The sequence below is a fragment of the Phyllobacterium sp. RCAM01083 genome (assembly GCF_055685835.1).
In genome coordinates this window covers 318405-336383 of the sequence record NZ_JBVFZN010000003.1, presented here as the reverse complement: position 1 = coordinate 336383, position 17979 = coordinate 318405, and the positions used below count along the sequence as shown (strand labels likewise).

General features: G+C 60.9%; 18 protein-coding genes. 5 read left to right on the top strand and 13 right to left on the bottom strand.

The window, feature by feature from the left end:
* A complete protein-coding gene (locus tag ACZ25R_RS03110; protein ID WP_472460015.1) occupies window positions 1–1200 on the top strand; it encodes an ABC transporter permease in 1200 nt (399 codons plus the stop codon).
* A gap of 252 nt (window positions 1201–1452) precedes the next feature.
* Here ACZ25R_RS03110 and ACZ25R_RS03105 read toward each other — a convergent pair whose 3' ends face one another.
* Together ACZ25R_RS03105 and ACZ25R_RS03100 are read right to left on the bottom strand one after the other, a co-directional pair.
* Entirely contained in the window at window positions 1453–2085 is a 633-nt protein-coding gene (locus ACZ25R_RS03105) for an outer membrane protein (RefSeq protein ID WP_472460014.1), read from the bottom strand.
* Between the two features lie 412 nt (window positions 2086–2497).
* On the bottom strand, window positions 2498–2683 hold the full coding sequence (locus ACZ25R_RS03100; RefSeq protein WP_472460013.1) for a hypothetical protein: 186 nt from the start codon (window positions 2681–2683) through the stop codon (window positions 2498–2500).
* Window positions 2684–2948: 265 nt separating this feature from the next.
* Here ACZ25R_RS03100 and ACZ25R_RS03095 point away from each other — a divergent pair, with 265 nt between their 5' ends.
* Window positions 2949–3215 (top strand): helix-turn-helix domain-containing protein, encoded by a 267-nt coding sequence (locus tag ACZ25R_RS03095; RefSeq protein WP_105733374.1) that lies wholly within the window; start codon window positions 2949–2951, stop codon window positions 3213–3215.
* 89 nt (window positions 3216–3304) lie between these two features.
* Here the strand turns inward: ACZ25R_RS03095 and ACZ25R_RS03090 are convergent, their stop codons facing one another.
* The 4 genes from ACZ25R_RS03090 to ACZ25R_RS03075 form a co-directional block, all read right to left on the bottom strand.
* Entirely contained in the window at window positions 3305–4129 is an 825-nt protein-coding gene (locus ACZ25R_RS03090) for an alpha/beta hydrolase (RefSeq protein ID WP_472460012.1), read from the bottom strand.
* Window positions 4130–4212: 83 nt separating this feature from the next.
* On the bottom strand, window positions 4213–5127 hold the full coding sequence (locus ACZ25R_RS03085; RefSeq protein WP_346305363.1) for an ABC transporter permease: 915 nt from the start codon (window positions 5125–5127) through the stop codon (window positions 4213–4215).
* 5 nt (window positions 5128–5132) lie between these two features.
* On the bottom strand, window positions 5133–5915 hold the full coding sequence (locus ACZ25R_RS03080; protein ID WP_464664852.1) for an ABC transporter ATP-binding protein: 783 nt from the start codon (window positions 5913–5915) through the stop codon (window positions 5133–5135).
* A gap of 110 nt (window positions 5916–6025) precedes the next feature.
* Window positions 6026–7000: an ABC transporter substrate-binding protein gene (locus ACZ25R_RS03075; RefSeq protein ID WP_346305364.1), complete on the bottom strand. Its 975-nt coding sequence runs from the start codon at window positions 6998–7000 to the stop codon at window positions 6026–6028.
* Between the two features lie 117 nt (window positions 7001–7117).
* Here ACZ25R_RS03075 and ACZ25R_RS03070 point away from each other — a divergent pair, with 117 nt between their 5' ends.
* Genes ACZ25R_RS03070 through kynA form a run of 3 tightly spaced genes read left to right on the top strand, consistent with a single transcriptional unit; the run spans window position 7118 to window position 9955 of the window.
* Window positions 7118–7861, top strand: coding sequence for a GntR family transcriptional regulator (locus ACZ25R_RS03070; RefSeq protein WP_223614754.1), 744 nt, complete (start codon window positions 7118–7120; stop codon window positions 7859–7861).
* A 22-nt stretch (window positions 7862–7883) separates the two neighbouring features.
* Window positions 7884–9119 (top strand): kynureninase, encoded by a 1236-nt coding sequence (gene kynU, locus ACZ25R_RS03065; protein WP_472460011.1) that lies wholly within the window; start codon window positions 7884–7886, stop codon window positions 9117–9119.
* Window positions 9116–9955, top strand: a complete 840-nt coding sequence (gene kynA, locus ACZ25R_RS03060; RefSeq protein WP_472460010.1) for a tryptophan 2,3-dioxygenase — start codon at window positions 9116–9118, stop codon at window positions 9953–9955. The genes kynU and kynA overlap by 4 nt, the downstream gene beginning before the upstream one ends.
* A 12-nt stretch (window positions 9956–9967) precedes the next feature.
* Here kynA and ACZ25R_RS03055 read toward each other — a convergent pair whose 3' ends face one another.
* From ACZ25R_RS03055 to ACZ25R_RS03025, 7 genes are all read right to left on the bottom strand, one after another.
* Complete coding sequence (locus tag ACZ25R_RS03055) at window positions 9968–10327, bottom strand: hypothetical protein (protein WP_472460009.1); 360 nt, start codon at window positions 10325–10327, stop codon at window positions 9968–9970.
* 243 nt (window positions 10328–10570) lie between these two features.
* A complete protein-coding gene (locus ACZ25R_RS03050) occupies window positions 10571–11887 on the bottom strand; it encodes an NAD(P)H-dependent oxidoreductase (RefSeq protein ID WP_472460008.1) in 1317 nt (438 codons plus the stop codon).
* Between the two features lie 340 nt (window positions 11888–12227).
* Window positions 12228–13250, bottom strand: coding sequence for an aldose epimerase family protein (locus tag ACZ25R_RS03045; RefSeq protein WP_472460007.1), 1023 nt, complete (start codon window positions 13248–13250; stop codon window positions 12228–12230).
* 2 nt (window positions 13251–13252) lie between these two features.
* The gene (locus ACZ25R_RS03040) at window positions 13253–14230 is read right to left on the bottom strand and encodes an ABC transporter permease (RefSeq protein ID WP_472460006.1); all 978 of its coding nucleotides are present in this window, start codon (window positions 14228–14230) and stop codon (window positions 13253–13255) included.
* Window positions 14227–15228, bottom strand: a complete 1002-nt coding sequence (locus ACZ25R_RS03035; RefSeq protein ID WP_464664836.1) for an ABC transporter permease — start codon at window positions 15226–15228, stop codon at window positions 14227–14229. Before ACZ25R_RS03035 ends, ACZ25R_RS03040 begins: the two co-directional genes overlap by 4 nt.
* Window positions 15225–16763, bottom strand: a complete 1539-nt coding sequence (locus ACZ25R_RS03030; protein ID WP_472460005.1) for a sugar ABC transporter ATP-binding protein — start codon at window positions 16761–16763, stop codon at window positions 15225–15227. The genes ACZ25R_RS03035 and ACZ25R_RS03030 overlap by 4 nt, the downstream gene beginning before the upstream one ends.
* Window positions 16764–16866: 103 nt before the next feature.
* Window positions 16867–17847: an ABC transporter substrate-binding protein gene (locus ACZ25R_RS03025; RefSeq protein WP_472460004.1), complete on the bottom strand. Its 981-nt coding sequence runs from the start codon at window positions 17845–17847 to the stop codon at window positions 16867–16869.
* Between the last annotated feature and the right edge of the window lie 132 nt (window positions 17848–17979).

Sequence of the window (17979 nt, the reverse complement as noted above, 5' to 3'; positions counted from 1 at the left end):
ATGCTGCTTGAAGCGTTCCGGCTGGCACTGCACTCCATGTCGCGCAACATGATGCGCTCCTTCCTGACGATGCTGGGCATTGTCATCGGCGTCGGCGCGGTGATCGCCATGGTCACCGTCGGCAATGGCACGCGCCAGAGAGTGACCGGCGAAATCTCCAAGCTCGGCACCAATCTGCTGTTCGTATCGCCCGGCAATCCGGAGCGCCGGTCGACCCTGCCGCCGCGCACATTCGACATCCGGGATGTCGATGCGATCCGCGACCAGGTGCCGGGCGTCGCCGCTGTGGCGCCGCTCGGCCAGGTCTCAGGCACCGCCATCCGCGAGGGCAACAGCCGGACGGCATCGATCGTCGGTTCCACCAACGATTACTTCACCACCATGAACTGGCAGCTCGCCACGGGCCGCAATTTTCTGGAATCGGAGGAACGCAGCGGCCGCTCCGTCTGCATCATCGGTGCGACAGTGCAAAGGGTCCTGTTCGGCAACAGCATTCCGGACGGCGAGCGCATCCGCGTCAACCGCATTTCCTGCGAAGTCATCGGTACGCTGGTCTCCAAGGGCAAGGCAATCGACGGGCAGGATCAGGACAATATGGTCCTCATCCCATTCCGCATGTTCCAGCGGCGTATTGCCGGGTCGACCGACGTGTCCCTGATAACGGTTTCGGCCAGGGACGGGGCAACGGTACCGGTCAAGACAGCGCTAGAGGACCTGTTCAAGGAGCGCCGTAAAATCCGCCAGTCGGGCGACCGGGATTTCGAGGTGACCGATCTCAGCCAGATTCTCGGCATCGTTTCCATGACCACCGTGATCCTGACCGGGCTCCTGTCGTCCATCGCTGCCGTCAGCCTGCTGGTCGGTGGCATCGGCATCATGAACATCATGCTGGTCTCCGTCACCGAGCGCACCCGCGAGATCGGCGTGCGCCTGGCCATCGGCGCCACGGAAGGGCAGGTGCTGACACAGTTTCTGGTCGAGGCCATCGTGCTTTGCCTGTTCGGCGGCCTGATCGGCACGGTGATCGGCCTGGCGCTTGCCTTTACCGCGGTGACATTGATGGGGGTGCCGTTCGTCTTCGATCCGTTGATCGTCCTCATCGCCTTCGGCTTCTCCGCCCTGATCGGCGTGGTGTTCGGCTATTTCCCGGCGCGCCGTGCCGCGCGGATGAATCCCATCGACGCACTGCGCTATGAGTAGCGCCGGTAGCCATGTGTCCTGTTTGAGCAGGAAAGACCCCTAAACAGAACGGAGAGAAAACAGTCTTGGCGGCAGGGACTGATGGGCGGGATCCCTGCAAGTGCCTTGACCATTCTCTCTCCGAACAGTGCCCATGATGGATAGGCACTTCTACACCGCAAGCGCGTGGACGGGACTGAAATCCACGGCGCTGCGGAGTGCGGTCGCACATGGTCCCGGCGGCCCTTGCGCCACCGGGATCATGCGTCGTCGTCAGAACCGGTAGTTGAGACCGGCTTTAAGCTCATGACTGCCAATGTCGGTCTCGCTGCGGCCGAGAGCTGACGTTGCCTTCACATTGGGCGTGTGGATGTAGTTGTATTCAATCTTGGCCGACAGGCCGCCGGCAAAGGCCTGTTCAACGCCGGCGCCGACGAGATAACCGGTCTTCCAGCCGCTGGTGTCGCGCACCTTGTCGCCTGAATCGAATTTGGTCATGGCCACGCCGGCCGTTCCGAAGACAAGCGTCTGGTTGAAGGTCAGGCCCGCCTTGGCCTTGGCGGCGGCGCGCCATTTTTCTTCGACCTTGCCGCCAAGGACCTTGTGCTCGGCACCGCCGAGATAGGAGCCTTCCACTTCGGCACCGAGGACAGCCGGTCCCATCTGGTAGTTGTAGCCGCCCTGGATACCGCCGCTCCAGCCGTTTCTGTCGGCGAAGGGGTTGGGAAACTTGGTAAAGGCGGTTCCGCCATGGGCGCCGATATACGCGCCGCTCCACTGGGAGGCGGGCGGATCACGATAGGCCGGTGCGGAATTGTAGAGATCGGCGGCCATCGCCGTCCCGGTTGATAAGGCTGCCAGCGCAAACACGCCGGCGAGCAAGACAGTCTTTCTCTGAGAGGACATTCGCATTACTCCAAACATACAAGCGCATGATCCACCGAACTGTCCGGCGACATGTTGATGCGCGGGTTCAACTCCTGAGAGCCTGATACACTTGGGTTGATCACGCTCTGGTACAGATGTCTTCCGGCACGATGATCGCCCGATCCATGAAATGGCCACCGAAACTGACGCAAAACCCCTGCAATCGACCACCCCACTTCCGGCAATACCTATTGCGCCGGAAGACATGGTTTATTTTGCAATTGAAGATTGCATCCACATTGCACAGAACGGGAAAATGAGAAATTTTATTATATATTTCAATAATTTATAGCGTTTTTGTTTACGGTTTCTTAAGCAAAAACGGCATTCGGCGCGTCAGACGCTGTTTGCCGGTATGCCGGTCCGGCGGGGCTGTTATCCCCGGAAGGGCTTAGCGGGTCTTTTCCACCACGCAGACCGGACCCCGCTCCGGATGGCGCGAATCCGTGTCGACGCAGGTCGCGTCATACCGGAACGTATCGTAATAGACACCGCCTGCGCATCCCGCCAGCAGGGGAAGGCCTGCGGCCAGCGTCAAAAATACCGGTTTGAAATATTTCAGGGGGTGATGGTTCATTTCCGCCGCATCTTTCCTATATATAGCCTGTCACAAGTGACACAGTGGCGTAACAATCCACTGATATTCTTTAGGAATTGGTCGAGTTAACATTCCGCGAATTACAGTATTCTACTGACATCTGGTGCCTAAATAAGGCATGTTCGGATGGAGCTTTGCGATCACGTTTTTGGTGATCGCTGATAAAAGGCTTGATCGAAGACGATGGACGTATAAGTTCTGCCTTCCGATTTGTTAACCAACCATTCACGTTAGGAGCAAAGCGATGAGCACAACCGTCGGCGACTATTCATTGCCAGAAGCCATTTCCACGGCGATAGCCAATGGTACAAACATTGTTAGGGCGTTCCGCGAACAATTCGGATATTCCGTAGAGGATTTGGCCGTTGCGTGCGGTCTTACAACCCTTGAAATTGATACAATTGAAAGCGGGCAGAATTCCGACCCGACGAAATTGGAACGCATTGCCCATGCCCTCGGGCTGCCGGCAAATGCCATGACGCCTGACGTCTCAAAACGTCTAAGCGCATGAAATAATTGATTTTTTAAATCAAAAAATCCAAAAGACTGCCAGAGCCAAATCCCAACTCTGGCAGTCTTTTGATTCTGGTGATTCCCTGGCTACAGGCAGAGCAGCGTACGCGTCAGCGGGTGCTCGCCATCGGCCAGACCGTCAATCACATCAAAATGATGCTTTCCCGGCTCTTCCACCACATCCGCCTGACACTCGAAGCCTGACCAGATATTGGCCAGCAGTGTGCTCTGGCGCACGAATTCCGGCCGTTCCGCGCCGCCGACCCAGGCTGTCACATCAATGCCTTCCTGCGGTTCGAGCAGGGCGGGGCTCTCCAGCCGCGCCTCGACAGCATCGAGATGAAACGTTTCATTCATCCGCGTCTTCATCAGGGGCCGCAGATCGCCGAGCGCCGATATGGGCACCGTTTTGCGGATGCGATGGCGAATCGGCTGCCCGAGAGGCGAGGTGGATGACACCATCCGCGCGACGAGATGCCCGCCCGCCGAATGGCCCGTCAGGTGAACCGGTCCGGGGACTTCTCCTGCGGCATGGGTAATGGCGGTGCCAATCTGCACGGTGATGTCGCTGATGCGGGCCTGCGGGCACAGCACGTAGGATGGGATGGCGACGGCAAACCCGTGCGTGAGCGGCCCCTTTGCCAGATGCGACCATGCCGACTTGTCGAAACTCATCCAGAATCCGCCGTGCACGAACACGACGAGGCCCTTCGCCTCACCGCGCGGCATGAAGAGATCGAGGACATTGCGTTCATGCGGACCGTAGCCGATATCGGCCTTCAGCCGGCCGGCGGTCGTCATTTCCGTCCGAAAGTCCGCGGCAAGCGTCTTCCATTTCGGTGGAAAATCATTTCCCCCGGGGATGTAGGCGCCATTGGAATAGGCGGCGTCCCAGTCGAATTTCGCGCTCATGACGGTTCCCCCATCGATGCCGTTGCCCAAGACTATCAGAGGACGAACCCGGCGCAAAATGCCGGGCTCGTCATGCGGGTTGTCTATTCCCGTATCTTTTCGCGAATCTGCGTACCGGAGCCGGATTTGCGCAGGTTGGGCAAGGCCAGCATCAGCAGAACGAATGCGCCGGTGGCGAATTTCAGATCGGCCGGGGCCAGACCAAGCGTCAGGCAGAAGGAAATCAGTTGGTAATAGACGATCGAACCGACCACCGGCGCCATGACCTGGCGCAGGATGGTTTGCCGTCCGGTGATCGCTTCGCCGATGATCAGCGCCGCAAGGCCGTTGATCAGGATACCGAAGCCCATGTTGACGTCGACGAAACCTTGCGTCTGCACCATGATGCTGCCGCCGGTTGCCGAAAGCGCACTGGCAACGCCGACGCCCATGATGGTGGCGATGCCGACATTGATGCCCTGTGCTTCTGCCATGTCAGGGCTTGCGCCGACGGCGCGCATCGACGTGCCCTTTTCCGACATGAAGAAATACAGCATCAGGCCGACAACCAGGGCAATCAGGGCGCCGACGATCAGGATTTTCACCCAGGGAACGTTGGCCGACGGGCCGGCAAGAATGGTGAAGACCGTGTCATAGGTGAAGAGCGGAATGTTGGTGCGGCCCATGATGCGCAGGTTGATGCTGTAGAGCATCGTCATGACCAGGATGCCGGCGAGCAGCGTGTTGATCTTGAAGCGCAGGTGGATGAATGCCGTGGTGCAGCCGGCGAGAAAGCCGCAGACAAGCGCGACACCGCAGGCCAGAAACGGATTGACGCCCATGCTGATCAGCGTGCCGCAGACGCAGCCGCCGAGCGGAAAGGCGCCTTCCGATGTCAGATCCGGGAAATTCAGGATGCGGAACGGCAGCATCACGCCGAGCACCACGAAGGCGACGATCAGGCTTTGCGCTATCGTGACGGGAATGAGACCGTAGAAACTGGTAAGAATGTCCAGCATGCTGCTCAACTCCCCTGCAATGCGATGGCGTCGGATTTGGTGTGAAACCGGTCAATCAGGTCGGGTACGGTAATGCCGCGTTTCTCCTCCTGTCCGATCTCAAGCAGAACCTTGCCTGCATCCATCATGACGATCTTGTTACCGTACTTGATCGCATGTTCCATATTGTGCGTGACCATCAGCGTGGTCAGCTTCAGTTCCTCGACGGCGCGCACGGTGGTGTCCATCACCAGCTTGGCGGTGCGCGGATCGAGCGCGGCCGTATGCTCGTCGAGCAGCAGCAGTTTGGGCCGGGTCGACACCGCCATCACCAGCGACAGCGACTGGCGCTGGCCGCCGGACAAAAGCCCGACCGGCATGTCCAGCCGGTTTTCCAGGCCGAGATTGAGTTCTGCGAGCTGTTGGCGATATTTGGCCTTGCGCGGCGCGGTCAGCCCGTAGGAAAAGCCGCGCGGCTTGCCGCGCAATTCGGCCAGCAGCATGTTCTCGCCGATGGTCATGGTCGGCGCGGTGCCGATCATCGGGTCCTGGAACACGCGGGCAATGAACTGCGCACGGCGATGCGCGTTCAGCTTGGTGACATCCTGGCCGTCAATCGTGATCCGTCCGGCATCGAGCGGCAGTTTGCCGGAAACGGCGTTGAGAAAACTGGACTTGCCCGCGCCATTGCTGCCGATGACGATGCAGAAGTCGGCCGGTTTGAGCGCGATGTTCAAGCCATCAAGCGCCCGGCGTTCATCCAGTGTGCCGCGATAGAAAATCTTTGTGCCGCCCGTTACGGCAAGCATGTTGGTAGTCATGTTTGAGCCCCTCAAACCAGGACGAAGCGCCCCGTGTCAAAAGTTCCTGCGCCTGTGATGGCGCAGGAACTATATGTTTGCAGACGATAGGAGAAGGCTTATTTGACGAAACAGCCGCAATCCTTGAGGGAGTCCGGGGCTTTATGCCCGGTTTTCTCCAGGACCTTCTCGTTGATCAGCGCCGCGTGATCCGCATAGGACGGCTTGATCGGTGCGAGGCTGGCAGCGGACTTTCCGGCAATGATCTCGGCAGCAAGCTTGGCGGCGTTCTGGCCAACCTTGGTGTAGGACACTTCGAAGGCAGCGGCGACAAGGCCGTCACGCACGGCCTGGGCCGAGGCATTGACGATCGGGATATTGATGCTGAGCGCTGCGGCGGCAACAGCGGGAACGGCCGGCTGCACCAGGTTCGAGGCCGGTACGTAAATGACATCGGCCTTGCCGGCGAGCGAGCTCACGCGCATCGGAATGTCATTGGTATTGTCGAGACCGACTTCCACGACGGTCAGGCCCTGCGCTGCGGCAGCTTCCTTGACCAGCTTCAGCACGGCAACGTCATTGTCTTCACCCGGATTGTAGAGATAGGCGAGACGCTTGGCATCCGGCAGCAGCTGCTTGATGAACTTGACGACGGAGTTGACGTCCTGCAGATCGGACGCACCGGTCATGTTCTTGTCGCCGGCTTCCCAGGAGGGTGTCAGCTTGGCGACGACCGGATCGGTCACGGCGGCGAAAACAACCGGCGTGCCGGTGTTGCCGACGATCTGGCGGGCGCCCTGTGCCACCGGCGTGGTGACGGCGAGGATCAGTTTCGGATTGGCCGAAGCCAGTTTCGTCACCATTTGCGGGATGAGCGTTGCATCGAAATTCACCTGCAGCTCATCAAAAACCGCATCGGCAATGCCGAGCTTGACCAGTTCGGCCTTGAAGGCGGTGACGGTTTCGTCCAGCTGCGGATGCTTGCCGAACTGCGCAATGCCGATCTTCGTTTCCGCATAGGCTGCGCTGAGCCCAAGCCCCATTCCCAGTGCCGCAGCAAGCGCTGTCCGCACGACGTATTTTGCACCGATCATCGATTGTTCTCCATTTTTTGTTGGCTTTTTATTGGCCTCGCCTCCTCAGGCTTGAAAATAATATAACAAACGTGAAATGATATACAAACAGAAAATGGCAAAGGCCGAGGGAACGCAATGGCCGAAAGCATCAAGTCGGAAAACCTCTATACAGCGTTGCGCTCGCGCATCCTGAACGGCGACCTGCAACCAGGGCAATCCCTGCGGTTGCGCACGCTCGCCGCCGAACTCGGCAGCAGTGCCACGCCGGTCCGGGAGGCGTTGAACCGGCTGCAGGCGGAGAGCTTTGTAACCACCGAGGCCAACAAGGGCTTTCGCGTGGCCATCGTCACCCTGGAGGAACTGCAGGATCTCGAAGCGGCGCGGTCCGTCATCGAAACCCAGCTCCTCGTTAGTTCCATCGAGAACGGCGACCGGGACTGGGAGGCCAATCTCGTCGGGGCGCACTACCGGCTGTCGACCTGCGAAGTGCCCAATTCCTTTTCGCAGTTCGAGGCAATCGATGTCTGGGACGTCGCCCACACCGAATTTCACATGGCGCTCATCGCCGGGGCGTCATCCAAGTGGCTGCTCAACTTTGCCCAACAGTTGCATGCCCAGCTGCACCGCTATCGCCGCCACATCATCCTGCGGATCGATCACCTGACCCGTGTCGCGCAGGAAAACAGCGACAAGTCGCTCGGCAACCTGTCGCGCGAAGCGCTGGGGATCGATGCCCACACGGCCCTGATGGAAGCGGCGCTCGCCCGTGACAAGGCCAGGGCGGCGGCCCTGATGCTCGACCATGTGCGGCTTGCCAAGGACGCCTTTCTGAAACTTGCCAAAGCCAGCGGCATCGCCGGTTTTGATACGGCCGCCTGACAGATCAAAGAGAAGAGTGACGATGACACGGATCAATGCAACACATTCGGACGAGACGGATACCCTGCGCCATTTCCGCGAGCGGTTCGATCTGCCGGATGGGGTGATTTACCTCGACGGCAATTCACTGGGCGCCCTGCCGAAGACGGTGAAAGCCCGCGTGGCCCACACCATCAGCGAGGAATGGGGCAATCAGCTCATCCGCAGCTGGAATACGGCGGGCTGGGTGCATCTGCCGCAAAAGGTCGGCGGCCGGATCGGCCGCCTGATCGGGGCGCAGGAGGGCACTGTCGTGTCGGCCGACAGCACCTCCATCAACCTGTTCAAGGTGCTGTCCGCCGCGCTCAGCCTCAATCCTGGCCGCAGCAAGATTGTCTCGGAACGGGAGAATTTTCCGACCGATCTCTATATCGCCGAGGGTGTCGCCAGGCAGATCGGTCAGGGCCACCGGCTGGTGCTGACTGACAAGCCTGCCGATATCCCGGCGATGCTGGCGGACGATGTCGCGGTTCTCATGCTGACCCATGTGAACTATCGCACGGGTTATCGGCACGACATGGCCGCAATCACCAAAGCGGCGCATGACAAGGGCATTCTCGTCATCTGGGATCTCGCCCATTCCGCCGGTGCCATGGCGATTGATCTCGCGGGAGCGGACGCGGATTTTGCCATCGGCTGCGGCTATAAATATCTCAATGGCGGCCCCGGCGCCCCGGCGTTTCTCTATGTCAATCCGCGCCATCACGGCGGCTTTCGCCAGCCGCTGTCCGGCTGGTTCGGGCATCGCGCACCCTTCGCCTTCGAATCATCCTATGCGCCGTCGAACAGCATTGACCAGTATCTGTGCGGCACGCCCTCGGTGCTTGGCATGGTGGCGATGGATGAGGCGCTGGCGCTCTGGGATGACGTGGACATGGATGCGCTGCGGGCCAAGTCCGTGGCGCTGTGCGATTTCTTCATTCAGGAAGTCGACGGTTTTGCCGGAGAATTCGGCCTGACGCTGGTCACGCCGCGCAACCCCGATCAGCGCGGCAGCCAGGTTTCCTATTCCTGCGACAATGGCTATGCCATCATGCAGGCACTGATCGCCCGCGGCGTCATCGGTGATTTCCGCGCGCCCGATATCATCCGCTTCGGCTTTACGCCGCTTTATCTCAGCTTTGCCGAAGTGTCCGAAGCGGTTGCCATCCTGCGGGACATTCTGTCGACACGGGCCTGGGATGCGCCGAAATACAAGGTGAGGGAGGCCGTCACATGAGCCGCACACCCTACAATCCGGAGACGGAAGGCGCGCAGATGTCCTTCGACGGGCGCATGTCCTATGGCGACTACCTGCGTCTCGACAAGATATTGACGGCACAGGCACCGCTCTCCGACGCCCATGACGAAATGCTGTTCATCGTGCAGCACCAGGCGTCGGAAATCTGGATGCGGCTGGTCATCCATGAACTGATGTCGGTCTGCGAACACATTGCCAAAGACGATCTTGCGCCGTCGTTCAAGATGCTCAGCCGCGTCTCGCGCATTCTCGACCAGCTGAACTCCGCCTGGGATGTATTGAGAACGATGACGCCGAGCGAGTACACGACCTTCCGCGAGGAGCTCGGCATGTCATCGGGTTTCCAGTCGTTCCAGTACCGCGCCATCGAATTTCTGGCCGGCAACAAGAATGCCGCCATGATGCGCCCGCATGCGCACAGACCCGATATTCATGCGTGGCTGGAGGGTATCCTGCGTGCGCCCAGCATTTATGACCAGTCGATCCGTCTGCTGGCCCGCAAGGGCTTTGCCATCGACGCGGCGGTGCTGGAGCGGGATTGCGCGTTGCCCTACGAGGCCAATGACAGCGTGCGCGATGCCTGGCTGGTGGTCTACCGCTCGCCGGAGACCCACTGGCCGCTGTATGAACTGGCGGAAAAGCTGGTGGATTTCGAGGATTACTTCCGCCGATGGCGGTTCAACCATGTCACCACGGTGGAACGCATCATCGGCTTCAAGACCGGCACGGGCGGAACATCCGGCGTCAATTACCTGCGCAAGATGCTCGATGTCGTGCTGTTTCCGGAATTGTGGAGCATGCGGACCGAACTCTAGGTCCGCATTGCATCAGGCGGCGTATTTGTCGATGGCGACGCAGTCCATCGCCGACTTGGCGTGAATGTGGTTGCTGTGCGCAAAGCCGTGCCTGGCAATGGCTGCCAGATCGTCGTCCGGCTTGATCGGCCGTGACCACCAGTTGTCGTTGAGCACCCAGCCCTGGGCGGTGGCGCTTTCGACGTCCTGGCTGTCAGGGCGCAGCACGCAGGACTCATGCATGATTCGGGCATTGGGGGAGCGCCTGTTCATCATCTTGCGGCCTTCGATAAGCGCCGTGGCCTCGTCTTCAGCAATGACAAGCTGATGAAACAGATGACGTGTCTGTTTGTATTTGGTCAGATAGGCAAATTTGACTTGATACGCTGGCACTTCATTCTCCTGCACCAAAGACTCAGTCGTTAACCATTTATTAATATTGGCACTTGACACGGCTTTTTCAAGGAGATGCAGGTTTTATACAGGTTTATTTGCGGGTGGTTTTCATCGCCCACTCATTAGCCAAACCTTTGTTTTCAAAAGATAAAGTGATTTTGTTCCATGGCCGAAATAAAAAGCCGTCCTGCCCTCCGGGGCAGAACGGCGCAAATGTGGCGTCAATCGGCTTGACGCGAATCAGCCATAGACGAGCTTGTCCTGCCGCTGTCTGAGCTCGACGATCTTCGAGCCGGGGATGGGGGCGGCATTGGCGCTGGTGATGAGCGCGCCCTTGGCGATGGGCGCCGTCACCGTGCCGCCCTGCAACAGGCCGCAGGGAATGGCTCCGGCGGCGCGCGCCTCCGGCGCCGTCATGATCCAGGCGCGGTAGCAGTATTCGCCGATCGCATCGAGTGTGTCGCCGACCTTCAGGTCCTTCTTCGCCACCGCGCAGACTTCCGCCACGGGCTTCGCCAAAGGCACCATGTCCGCCTTGCCGTAGAGCACGACGCGCGCGCAGGTCAGCGGCACTTCCAGCGAGGTCAGGTGATAGGGCCGGTGGAAGGTGAAATACGGGCCCTTGCCCATCTTCAGATCCTCCATCCGCTCCGAAATGCGCGGATGCGACATGTCGGCGACCACGAACACGCCCGGCGCCACGCCCTTGCCGATGGAATAGTCGACCACGCCGACGCGCGACAACAGCCCGCCATCCTTTTGCGGGATCAGCGTCTTGTTGAGCTGGTCCAGCGTGGCGGCGGGGCCGTGCATGCCCGCCTTGTCGGGGACAAGCCCCGTGGCATTGGCGATCGCCGCCATTTCCACCATGGTCTTCGAGCCGTCGACGAATTCCACCAGCATGCGCACATTCATGTGGCGCCGTGCCGCCTCTTCCGCGTAATCGTCGGGAATGGCGTCGATGTTGAGCGGGTTGTTCTTGCCCTTGCCGGCGGCAACGATCGGATGGCCCATGGCCGAGACGAACTCGATCAGCTCCATGCAGGAGGACGGCTCGTCGCCGGCGCCCAGCGAATAGGTGACGCCGAGGCGGTCCGCCTCGCTTTTCAGATACGCGCCGATGGTCACATCCGCCTCGACATTCATCATGACGAGGTGCTTGCCGTGCTCCATGGCGCGAAGGCCGATCTCGGCCCCGACCGCCGGAACGCCCGTCGCATCGATCACCACGTCGATCAGGTCATTTTCGAGGATGAGGTCGGCATTGTCGGTGACGGCGATCCGGCCGTCCTCCATTGCCGCGGTCAGGGCCGAGCCGGTGGTCACTTCCTGCGCATGCCCGGGTTCGCGGTAGGCGATATCGACGGCTTTCAGCGCATTGGGCAGGTTCAGTTCGGAAATCGCGCCGATCTCGACGCCCGGCATATGCGCCACCCGCGTGACGATGTCCGTGCCCATCTCGCCCGAGCCGATCAGCCCGATGCGGATCGGACGGCCCGCATCCGCCCGTGCCTGCATGTCCCGCGCCAATCCCGTCAATGCCACATTGCTCGCCATACCAAAACGCTCCTCATCCGGCTGCTTTGCGTTCCGGCATAGGACGGGAGCGGGCGCTTGGCAACAGGCTAGAGCGGTTTGCGGCCATATTGAATCGTTCTGCCGGCGGGAATTTGCGGACAAGGTCAAGGGGTTTGACGAGACCGATGTTCTCCATCGGACGAAGTCAAAACCCGCAGGAATTGGGCCAAATTCACCCGGCCCTTCGGGTTTCCGGCTGGCGGACACCCACTTTGTCAGGCAGCTTCGTCCGATGGATAAACATCGGCCTTGCTACCTTCCGCGTGGATTGTCTCGCCATCCGGGAAACAGAACTGATCCAATATGGCCGCAAACCGCTCTAGATCTGCAGGAAGCGGAATTCCGTCTGCTGCCGGTAGGTCTCGCCGGGCCGCAGCACGGTACCGGGGAAATGCGGCTGGTTGGGGCTGTCGGGAAAGTGCTGGGCTTCCAGACACAGGCCCGCATGCGGCCCGTAGCGCCTGCCGCCAAGGCCGGTCAGTCCGGGGGCGATCATCCGGCCGTCGTAGAATTGCAGGCCGGGTTCGCTCGTATGAACCTGCAGTTCAAGGCCATTGTCGGCGGCAAGCGACGCGGCATGGCGCAGGCCGTCCCTGAGTGCGCCGCTCAGCACAAAATTGTGGTCATAGGCCGCGGGCGGGCGGGCGCCGATCAGGCGCGACGCGCGAAATTCGAAGGGCGTTGCGTCGACCGGCAGGATGTCGCCGGTCGGAATGAGGTCGTCCGCGACCGGCGTATAGCTGTCGGCGAAAATCTGCAGCCGGTGACTGCGGATATCGTCGGACGCGTCGAGATTGAAATAGCTGTGCTGGGCAAAACCGGCGACCGTCGGCGCATCGGTTGTCGCTGTGATCTCCATGCACAGCGTCGAATCCGCGGTGAAGCGGTAGGTGCAGCGCACCTCCATTGCCCCCGGGAAACCCTGATCGCCGTCGGGCAGCCGCAAGGCGAGCGTGACCGATGAGGCGCTCCAGTCGGCGACGGTCCACAGGCGCTGCGACGTCCCCATCGCGCCGCCATGCAGGGTCTGTTTCCCGCCTTCATTGCGGTCGAGCTGGTATTCCCTGCCGTCAAGGGTAAAGCGGCCATGGGCGATCCTGTTGGCGTAGCGCCCGACCAGCGCGCCGAAATAGGGCGACTGGACGGGATAGGGATCGAAGTGGTCAAAGCCGAGCACCACCCGTTGCGGCGTGCCGTCCGCCAGGGGGATGTGCAGGTCACGGATAACAGCGCCCCAGTTCAGCACATGCGCCAGCGCACCGGATGGCGACTGGATCGTTGCCTGGAACACCGGTTCCCCGGCGAACATTCCGAAGGGCTGGGGGCCGAGCAGCGCGCGCACGCTCAGTGGTCCCGCACGGCTGCATTGCCGCGCGCGGCGAGCTTCGCCTGCAGGACAACGACGATGAGCAGAAACAGGCCACGAATGACCGACTGCCAGTAGGCGGAGAGCGAAATCCAGCCTTTGCCGTTCTCGAAATTGAGAACGTTGAAGAGAATGCCGAGGAGCAGCACGCCCGCCAGCGTTGCCCCGACCGAACCGACGCCGCCGGTCAAAAGGGTGCCGCCGACGACCACGGCGGCAATGGCAAAAAGCTCCCAGCCGACGCCTTCAATCGGCTGGCCCGCGCCGAACTGCGAGGCGAGGATGACGCCGGCCAGGCCGGCAAGCCCGCCGCTGGCAAGGTAAACCAGAAATTTGATCCGGCCGACCGGCAGGCCCATCATCCGCGTCGCATCCTCATTGCCGCCGACGGCCAGAACGCCGCGTCCCGTGCTGGTGAAGTTGAGGATGATCCAGCCGGCGACATAGGCGGCTAGCGCTATCCATGCCGGGATGGGGAAGCCGAAAAAGTTGTCCTGGCCGATGCTGGTAAAGCCGCTGTCATAGGAGACCGAAACCGACTGGTTGTCGGCGAGCAGCAGGGCGGTGCCGCTGGCCGCCAGCATGGTTGCGAGTGTGGCGATGAACGGCATGATCTTCAGCCGGGTCACCAGCGCGGCATTGACGAGGCCGACGCAGAGCCCGGCACCGACGCCGGCACCAAGCCCGATCCATGCGCCCTGCGGGCTGAAGAGCGCGGCGACCACGCTGCCGAGCGCTGCGGTCGACCCCACGGAGAGGTCGATGCCGCCGGTCATGATGACGAAGCACATGCCAAGCGCCACCAGCGCGAACATCGAATTGTAGCGCAGCACGCTGGAGATGTTGAAAAAGCCGAGGAAATAATCGTAGCGCAGCCAGCCGAACATGACGAGCAACAGCAGCGCGACCACCACGCCGTACCTGCCGAGCAGGGATATCCATCGTGTCCGGGTCATGCGTGTGCCCTGCCTTGCTGCTGGATCCAGACGGCCAGGATGATGATCCCCGCCTTGACCACCAGTGCGGCGGCATCGGGCACGCCATTGGCGAGCAGCGTGTAGCGCACCAGCTGGATCGTCATGGCGCCGATCAGCGTGCCGATGATGGTGGCCTTGCCGCCGCTCAGCAGCGTGCCGCCGACGGCGACCGCGGCGATGGCGTCAAGCTCCATGCCGAGCCCGACCAGATTGGCGTCGCTGGAGGAGTTGATGGCGATGACGACGAGCCCGGCCAGTCCGGCGCACAGGCCGCTGATGGCGTAGACCAGCAGCTTGACCCTGGCGACGGCAATGCCGGACAGTTCTGCCGCCCGCTCATTGCCGCCGATGGCGATGATCTGGCGGCCAAACACCGTCCGTTTCAGCATCCATGCGGCGGCGAGGACGATCAGCAGCATCAGGATCACCTGCACCGGAATGCCGAGCACCCGGCCAAGCCCGATGAACTGGAACTGCGGCACGCGGAATGTCTGCAGATTGCCGTTGGTCATGACCTGCGCAATGCCGCGCCCGGCGATGAACAAAACAAGCGTGGCAACGATGGGCTGGATGCGGAAGGCGGAGATGAGCCAGCCATTGAACAGGCCGAACAGCCCGGCAACGGCGATGGAAACGAGCATGGCAGCGGCAACGGCGAGATAGATATTGCCGATGGGCATGATCTTGCCGAGGAAGATCATCGGCGCCAGGGCGCCGGAGATGGCCATAAGCGAACCGACGGAGAGGTCAATGCCGCCGGTGGCGATGACCAGTGTCATCCCGACCGCGACGATGACGATGGTGCAGACCTGGGTGAGGTTCACATTCAGCGTCTGTATCGTTGCAAAATTGCGGGTGAACGCCAGATTGAACAGGATCAGCAGCAGCAGCGCGATCAGCGTGCCGTAGCGCGCGAGGAAATCGAAGGGATCGAAACGCCGGGCTGTCGTGCGCGCCATTTGGGGTGTGCCGGTCATATCAGGGCCTCCTCGACAGCGGGCGCATTGCCATGGGCCATGGCGCCCATGAGCGCGTCTTCGGTGGCGGCGGCGCGGCCGAATTCGGCGACGCTGATGCCGTCGCGCAGGACGAACACCCGGTCAGCGCCCTCGATGACCTCTTCCAGCTCGGAGGAGATCATCAGCACAGCCAGTCCCTGGTCCGCCAGCGATTTGATCAGCAACTGGATTTCGCCCTTGGCGCCGACATCGATGCCGCGTGTCGGTTCGTCGAGAATGAGCAGGCGCGGGTTCATCGCCAGCCAGCGGCCAAGCAGGACCTTCTGCTGGTTGCCGCCGGAAAGCTCGCGCACCTTCTGCTCCGGTCCGGAGCATTTGATGCCGAGCTGCTTGATGAAACGTTTCACGATCTCCTGCTGCGCCTTCTCGTCGATAACCCCGGATTTGGCGAGTTTCGGCATCAGCGCCAGCATCATGTTTTCCGCGACGCTCATATCCGGCACGATGCCTTCGCTCTTGCGGTCTTCGGTGCAGAAACCCATGCCTGCGGCGATGGCGTCGGAGGGCCGCCGGGGTTCGAACGTCTTGTCGCCATAGGTCATGGCGCCCGCCTTCAGGCGGTCGATGCCGAAGACCAGCCGCGCCGTTTCGGTGCGGCCCGCGCCGAGCAGTCCGGCAAAGCCGGCGATCTCGCCGCTGCGGATGGTGAAGGAGACATCCTGGACGATCTGCCCCACGGCGAGATTGTCGGCGGACAGCAGGACCTTGCCGATGTTCTTTTCATCGCGCGCGGTAAAGGCGGTGGCGTGGCCCTCGGTCTTTTCAATGCTGCGCCCCAGCATGGACGAGACGAGCTCGATCTTTTCAATTGCGTCCATGCGAGCGGTCCTGATCGTCCGGCCGTCGCGCATGATCGTCACGCGGTCGCACACCGCATAGAGTTCGTCCAGCTTGTGGCTGACGAACACCACGGAAACGCCGTCCTGTTTCAACTGGCGGATGACGTTGAAGAGGACGCCGACTTCGCGCTCGTCGAGCGAGGAGGTCGGCTCATCCATGATGACGAGCTTGGCGGAAAAGCCGATGGCGCGGGCTATGGCCACCATCTGCTGGGTTGCCGTGTTGAATTCCATCAGGGGTCGGCGGACGTCGGCGCGGATATTGAAGCGCCGCAACAGGTTTTCAGCCTCCCGGTGCATGCTCGCCCAGTCGAGCAGGCCGAAGCGGCGTTTCTCCCGTCCAAGGCAGATGTTCTCCGTCAGGGAACGGTAGGGAACCAGATTGATTTCCTGATAGATGGTGCTGATGCCGTTTGCCTGCGCCTGCTGCGGCGAGGCGACTTCAAACGGCTTGCCGTCGAACGTCACGTCGCCCGCATCCCGCCGATGATAGCCGGTCAGCACCTTGATGAGCGTCGATTTTCCCGCGCCGTTCTGGCCGATCAGCGCATGCACCTCGCCGCGGGCCACGGTGAACGAGGCGGCGGAAAGGGCAGGGATACCCGCAAAGCGCTTGTCGATGCCTGTCATCGACAGAAGAATATCGGTGTCCATTGCAAAGCCGTTTCTGAAATCATCCGGAGCTTTTGCCTGGATGCAGGGTTACACCAGACATGAAAAAGCCAGCGCTCCATGGAAGCGCTGGCTTCGTCAGATATCAATAGGCGGAGCTCAACAATTTTGCCGCATTGCCGGCATCGTAGAACTGGTCCGGATTGATGATCTTCGGGGCGATTTTCTCCCCGGCGGCATAGGCGGCTGCCGTATCGTAGGCCTTGGGGCCGAAGCGCGGATTGCATTCGACCACCGCGGCAATCTTGCCGTCGACCACGGCCTGGACCGCTTCCTTGCCGCCATCGATCGACAGGACGAGGATATCCTTGCCGGGTACCTTGCCTGCCGCTTCAATGGCGGAAATCGCGCCGATCGCCATTTCGTCATTGTGGGCGTAGATGACATTGGCGTCGGGATGCGCCTGCAGCAGGGTTTCGGCGACCTGGCGGCCCTTGTCACGGGCAAAATCGCCGGTCTGCGAGGCAACGATCGAGAAATCCGAATGCTTGGCGATGACGTCGTCAAAGCCCTTCTTGCGGTCGTTGGCCGGCGAGGAGCCGGTCGTGCCTTCCAGTTCGATGATCTTTGTCTTGCCCTTGGCGTTGGCCACCAGCCATTCGCCGATGCGCTGGCCCTCTTCGATGAAGTTGGAGCCGATGAAGGTCACATAGTCGTCGCCAGCCTTGGCGAGGGACGGATCGACGCTGCGGTCAAGCAGGATAACCGGAATTCCGGCGCTCTTGGCGGCCTTGATCGCCGGAATCAGCGGCTTTTCCTCGCGCGGGGCCAGGAAAATCAGGTCGACGCCCTGTGCGATCATCGAATTGACGTCGGCGACCTGCTTGGCCGCGGAGCTTGCCGCATCCGTGTAGACAAGCTGCCAGCCGCGCTTCTTGGCCTCTTCCTGCATGCTGGCCGTCTGGGCCAGACGCCACGGATTGTTGCTTTCCGTCTGGGCGAAGCCGACCTTGTAGGTGTCTTTCTTCTTCAGCGGCGGCGACGCGGCGAAAACACTGCCTGCAGCCATGGCGGCGGCGAGGCCGGCAGCCGAGGTGAGCAATAGGGTACGACGGGTGATGGACATACGAATTTTCCTCCCAGAAATTCAGAGCGTGGAAATTCCACTGGCCTGATCATCTTCATTTATAAAAATTAGTCAATAATTATTTATGTTGATTAGCCGGTGTTTCGCTGCATAATCATTCCCACGCGGTTT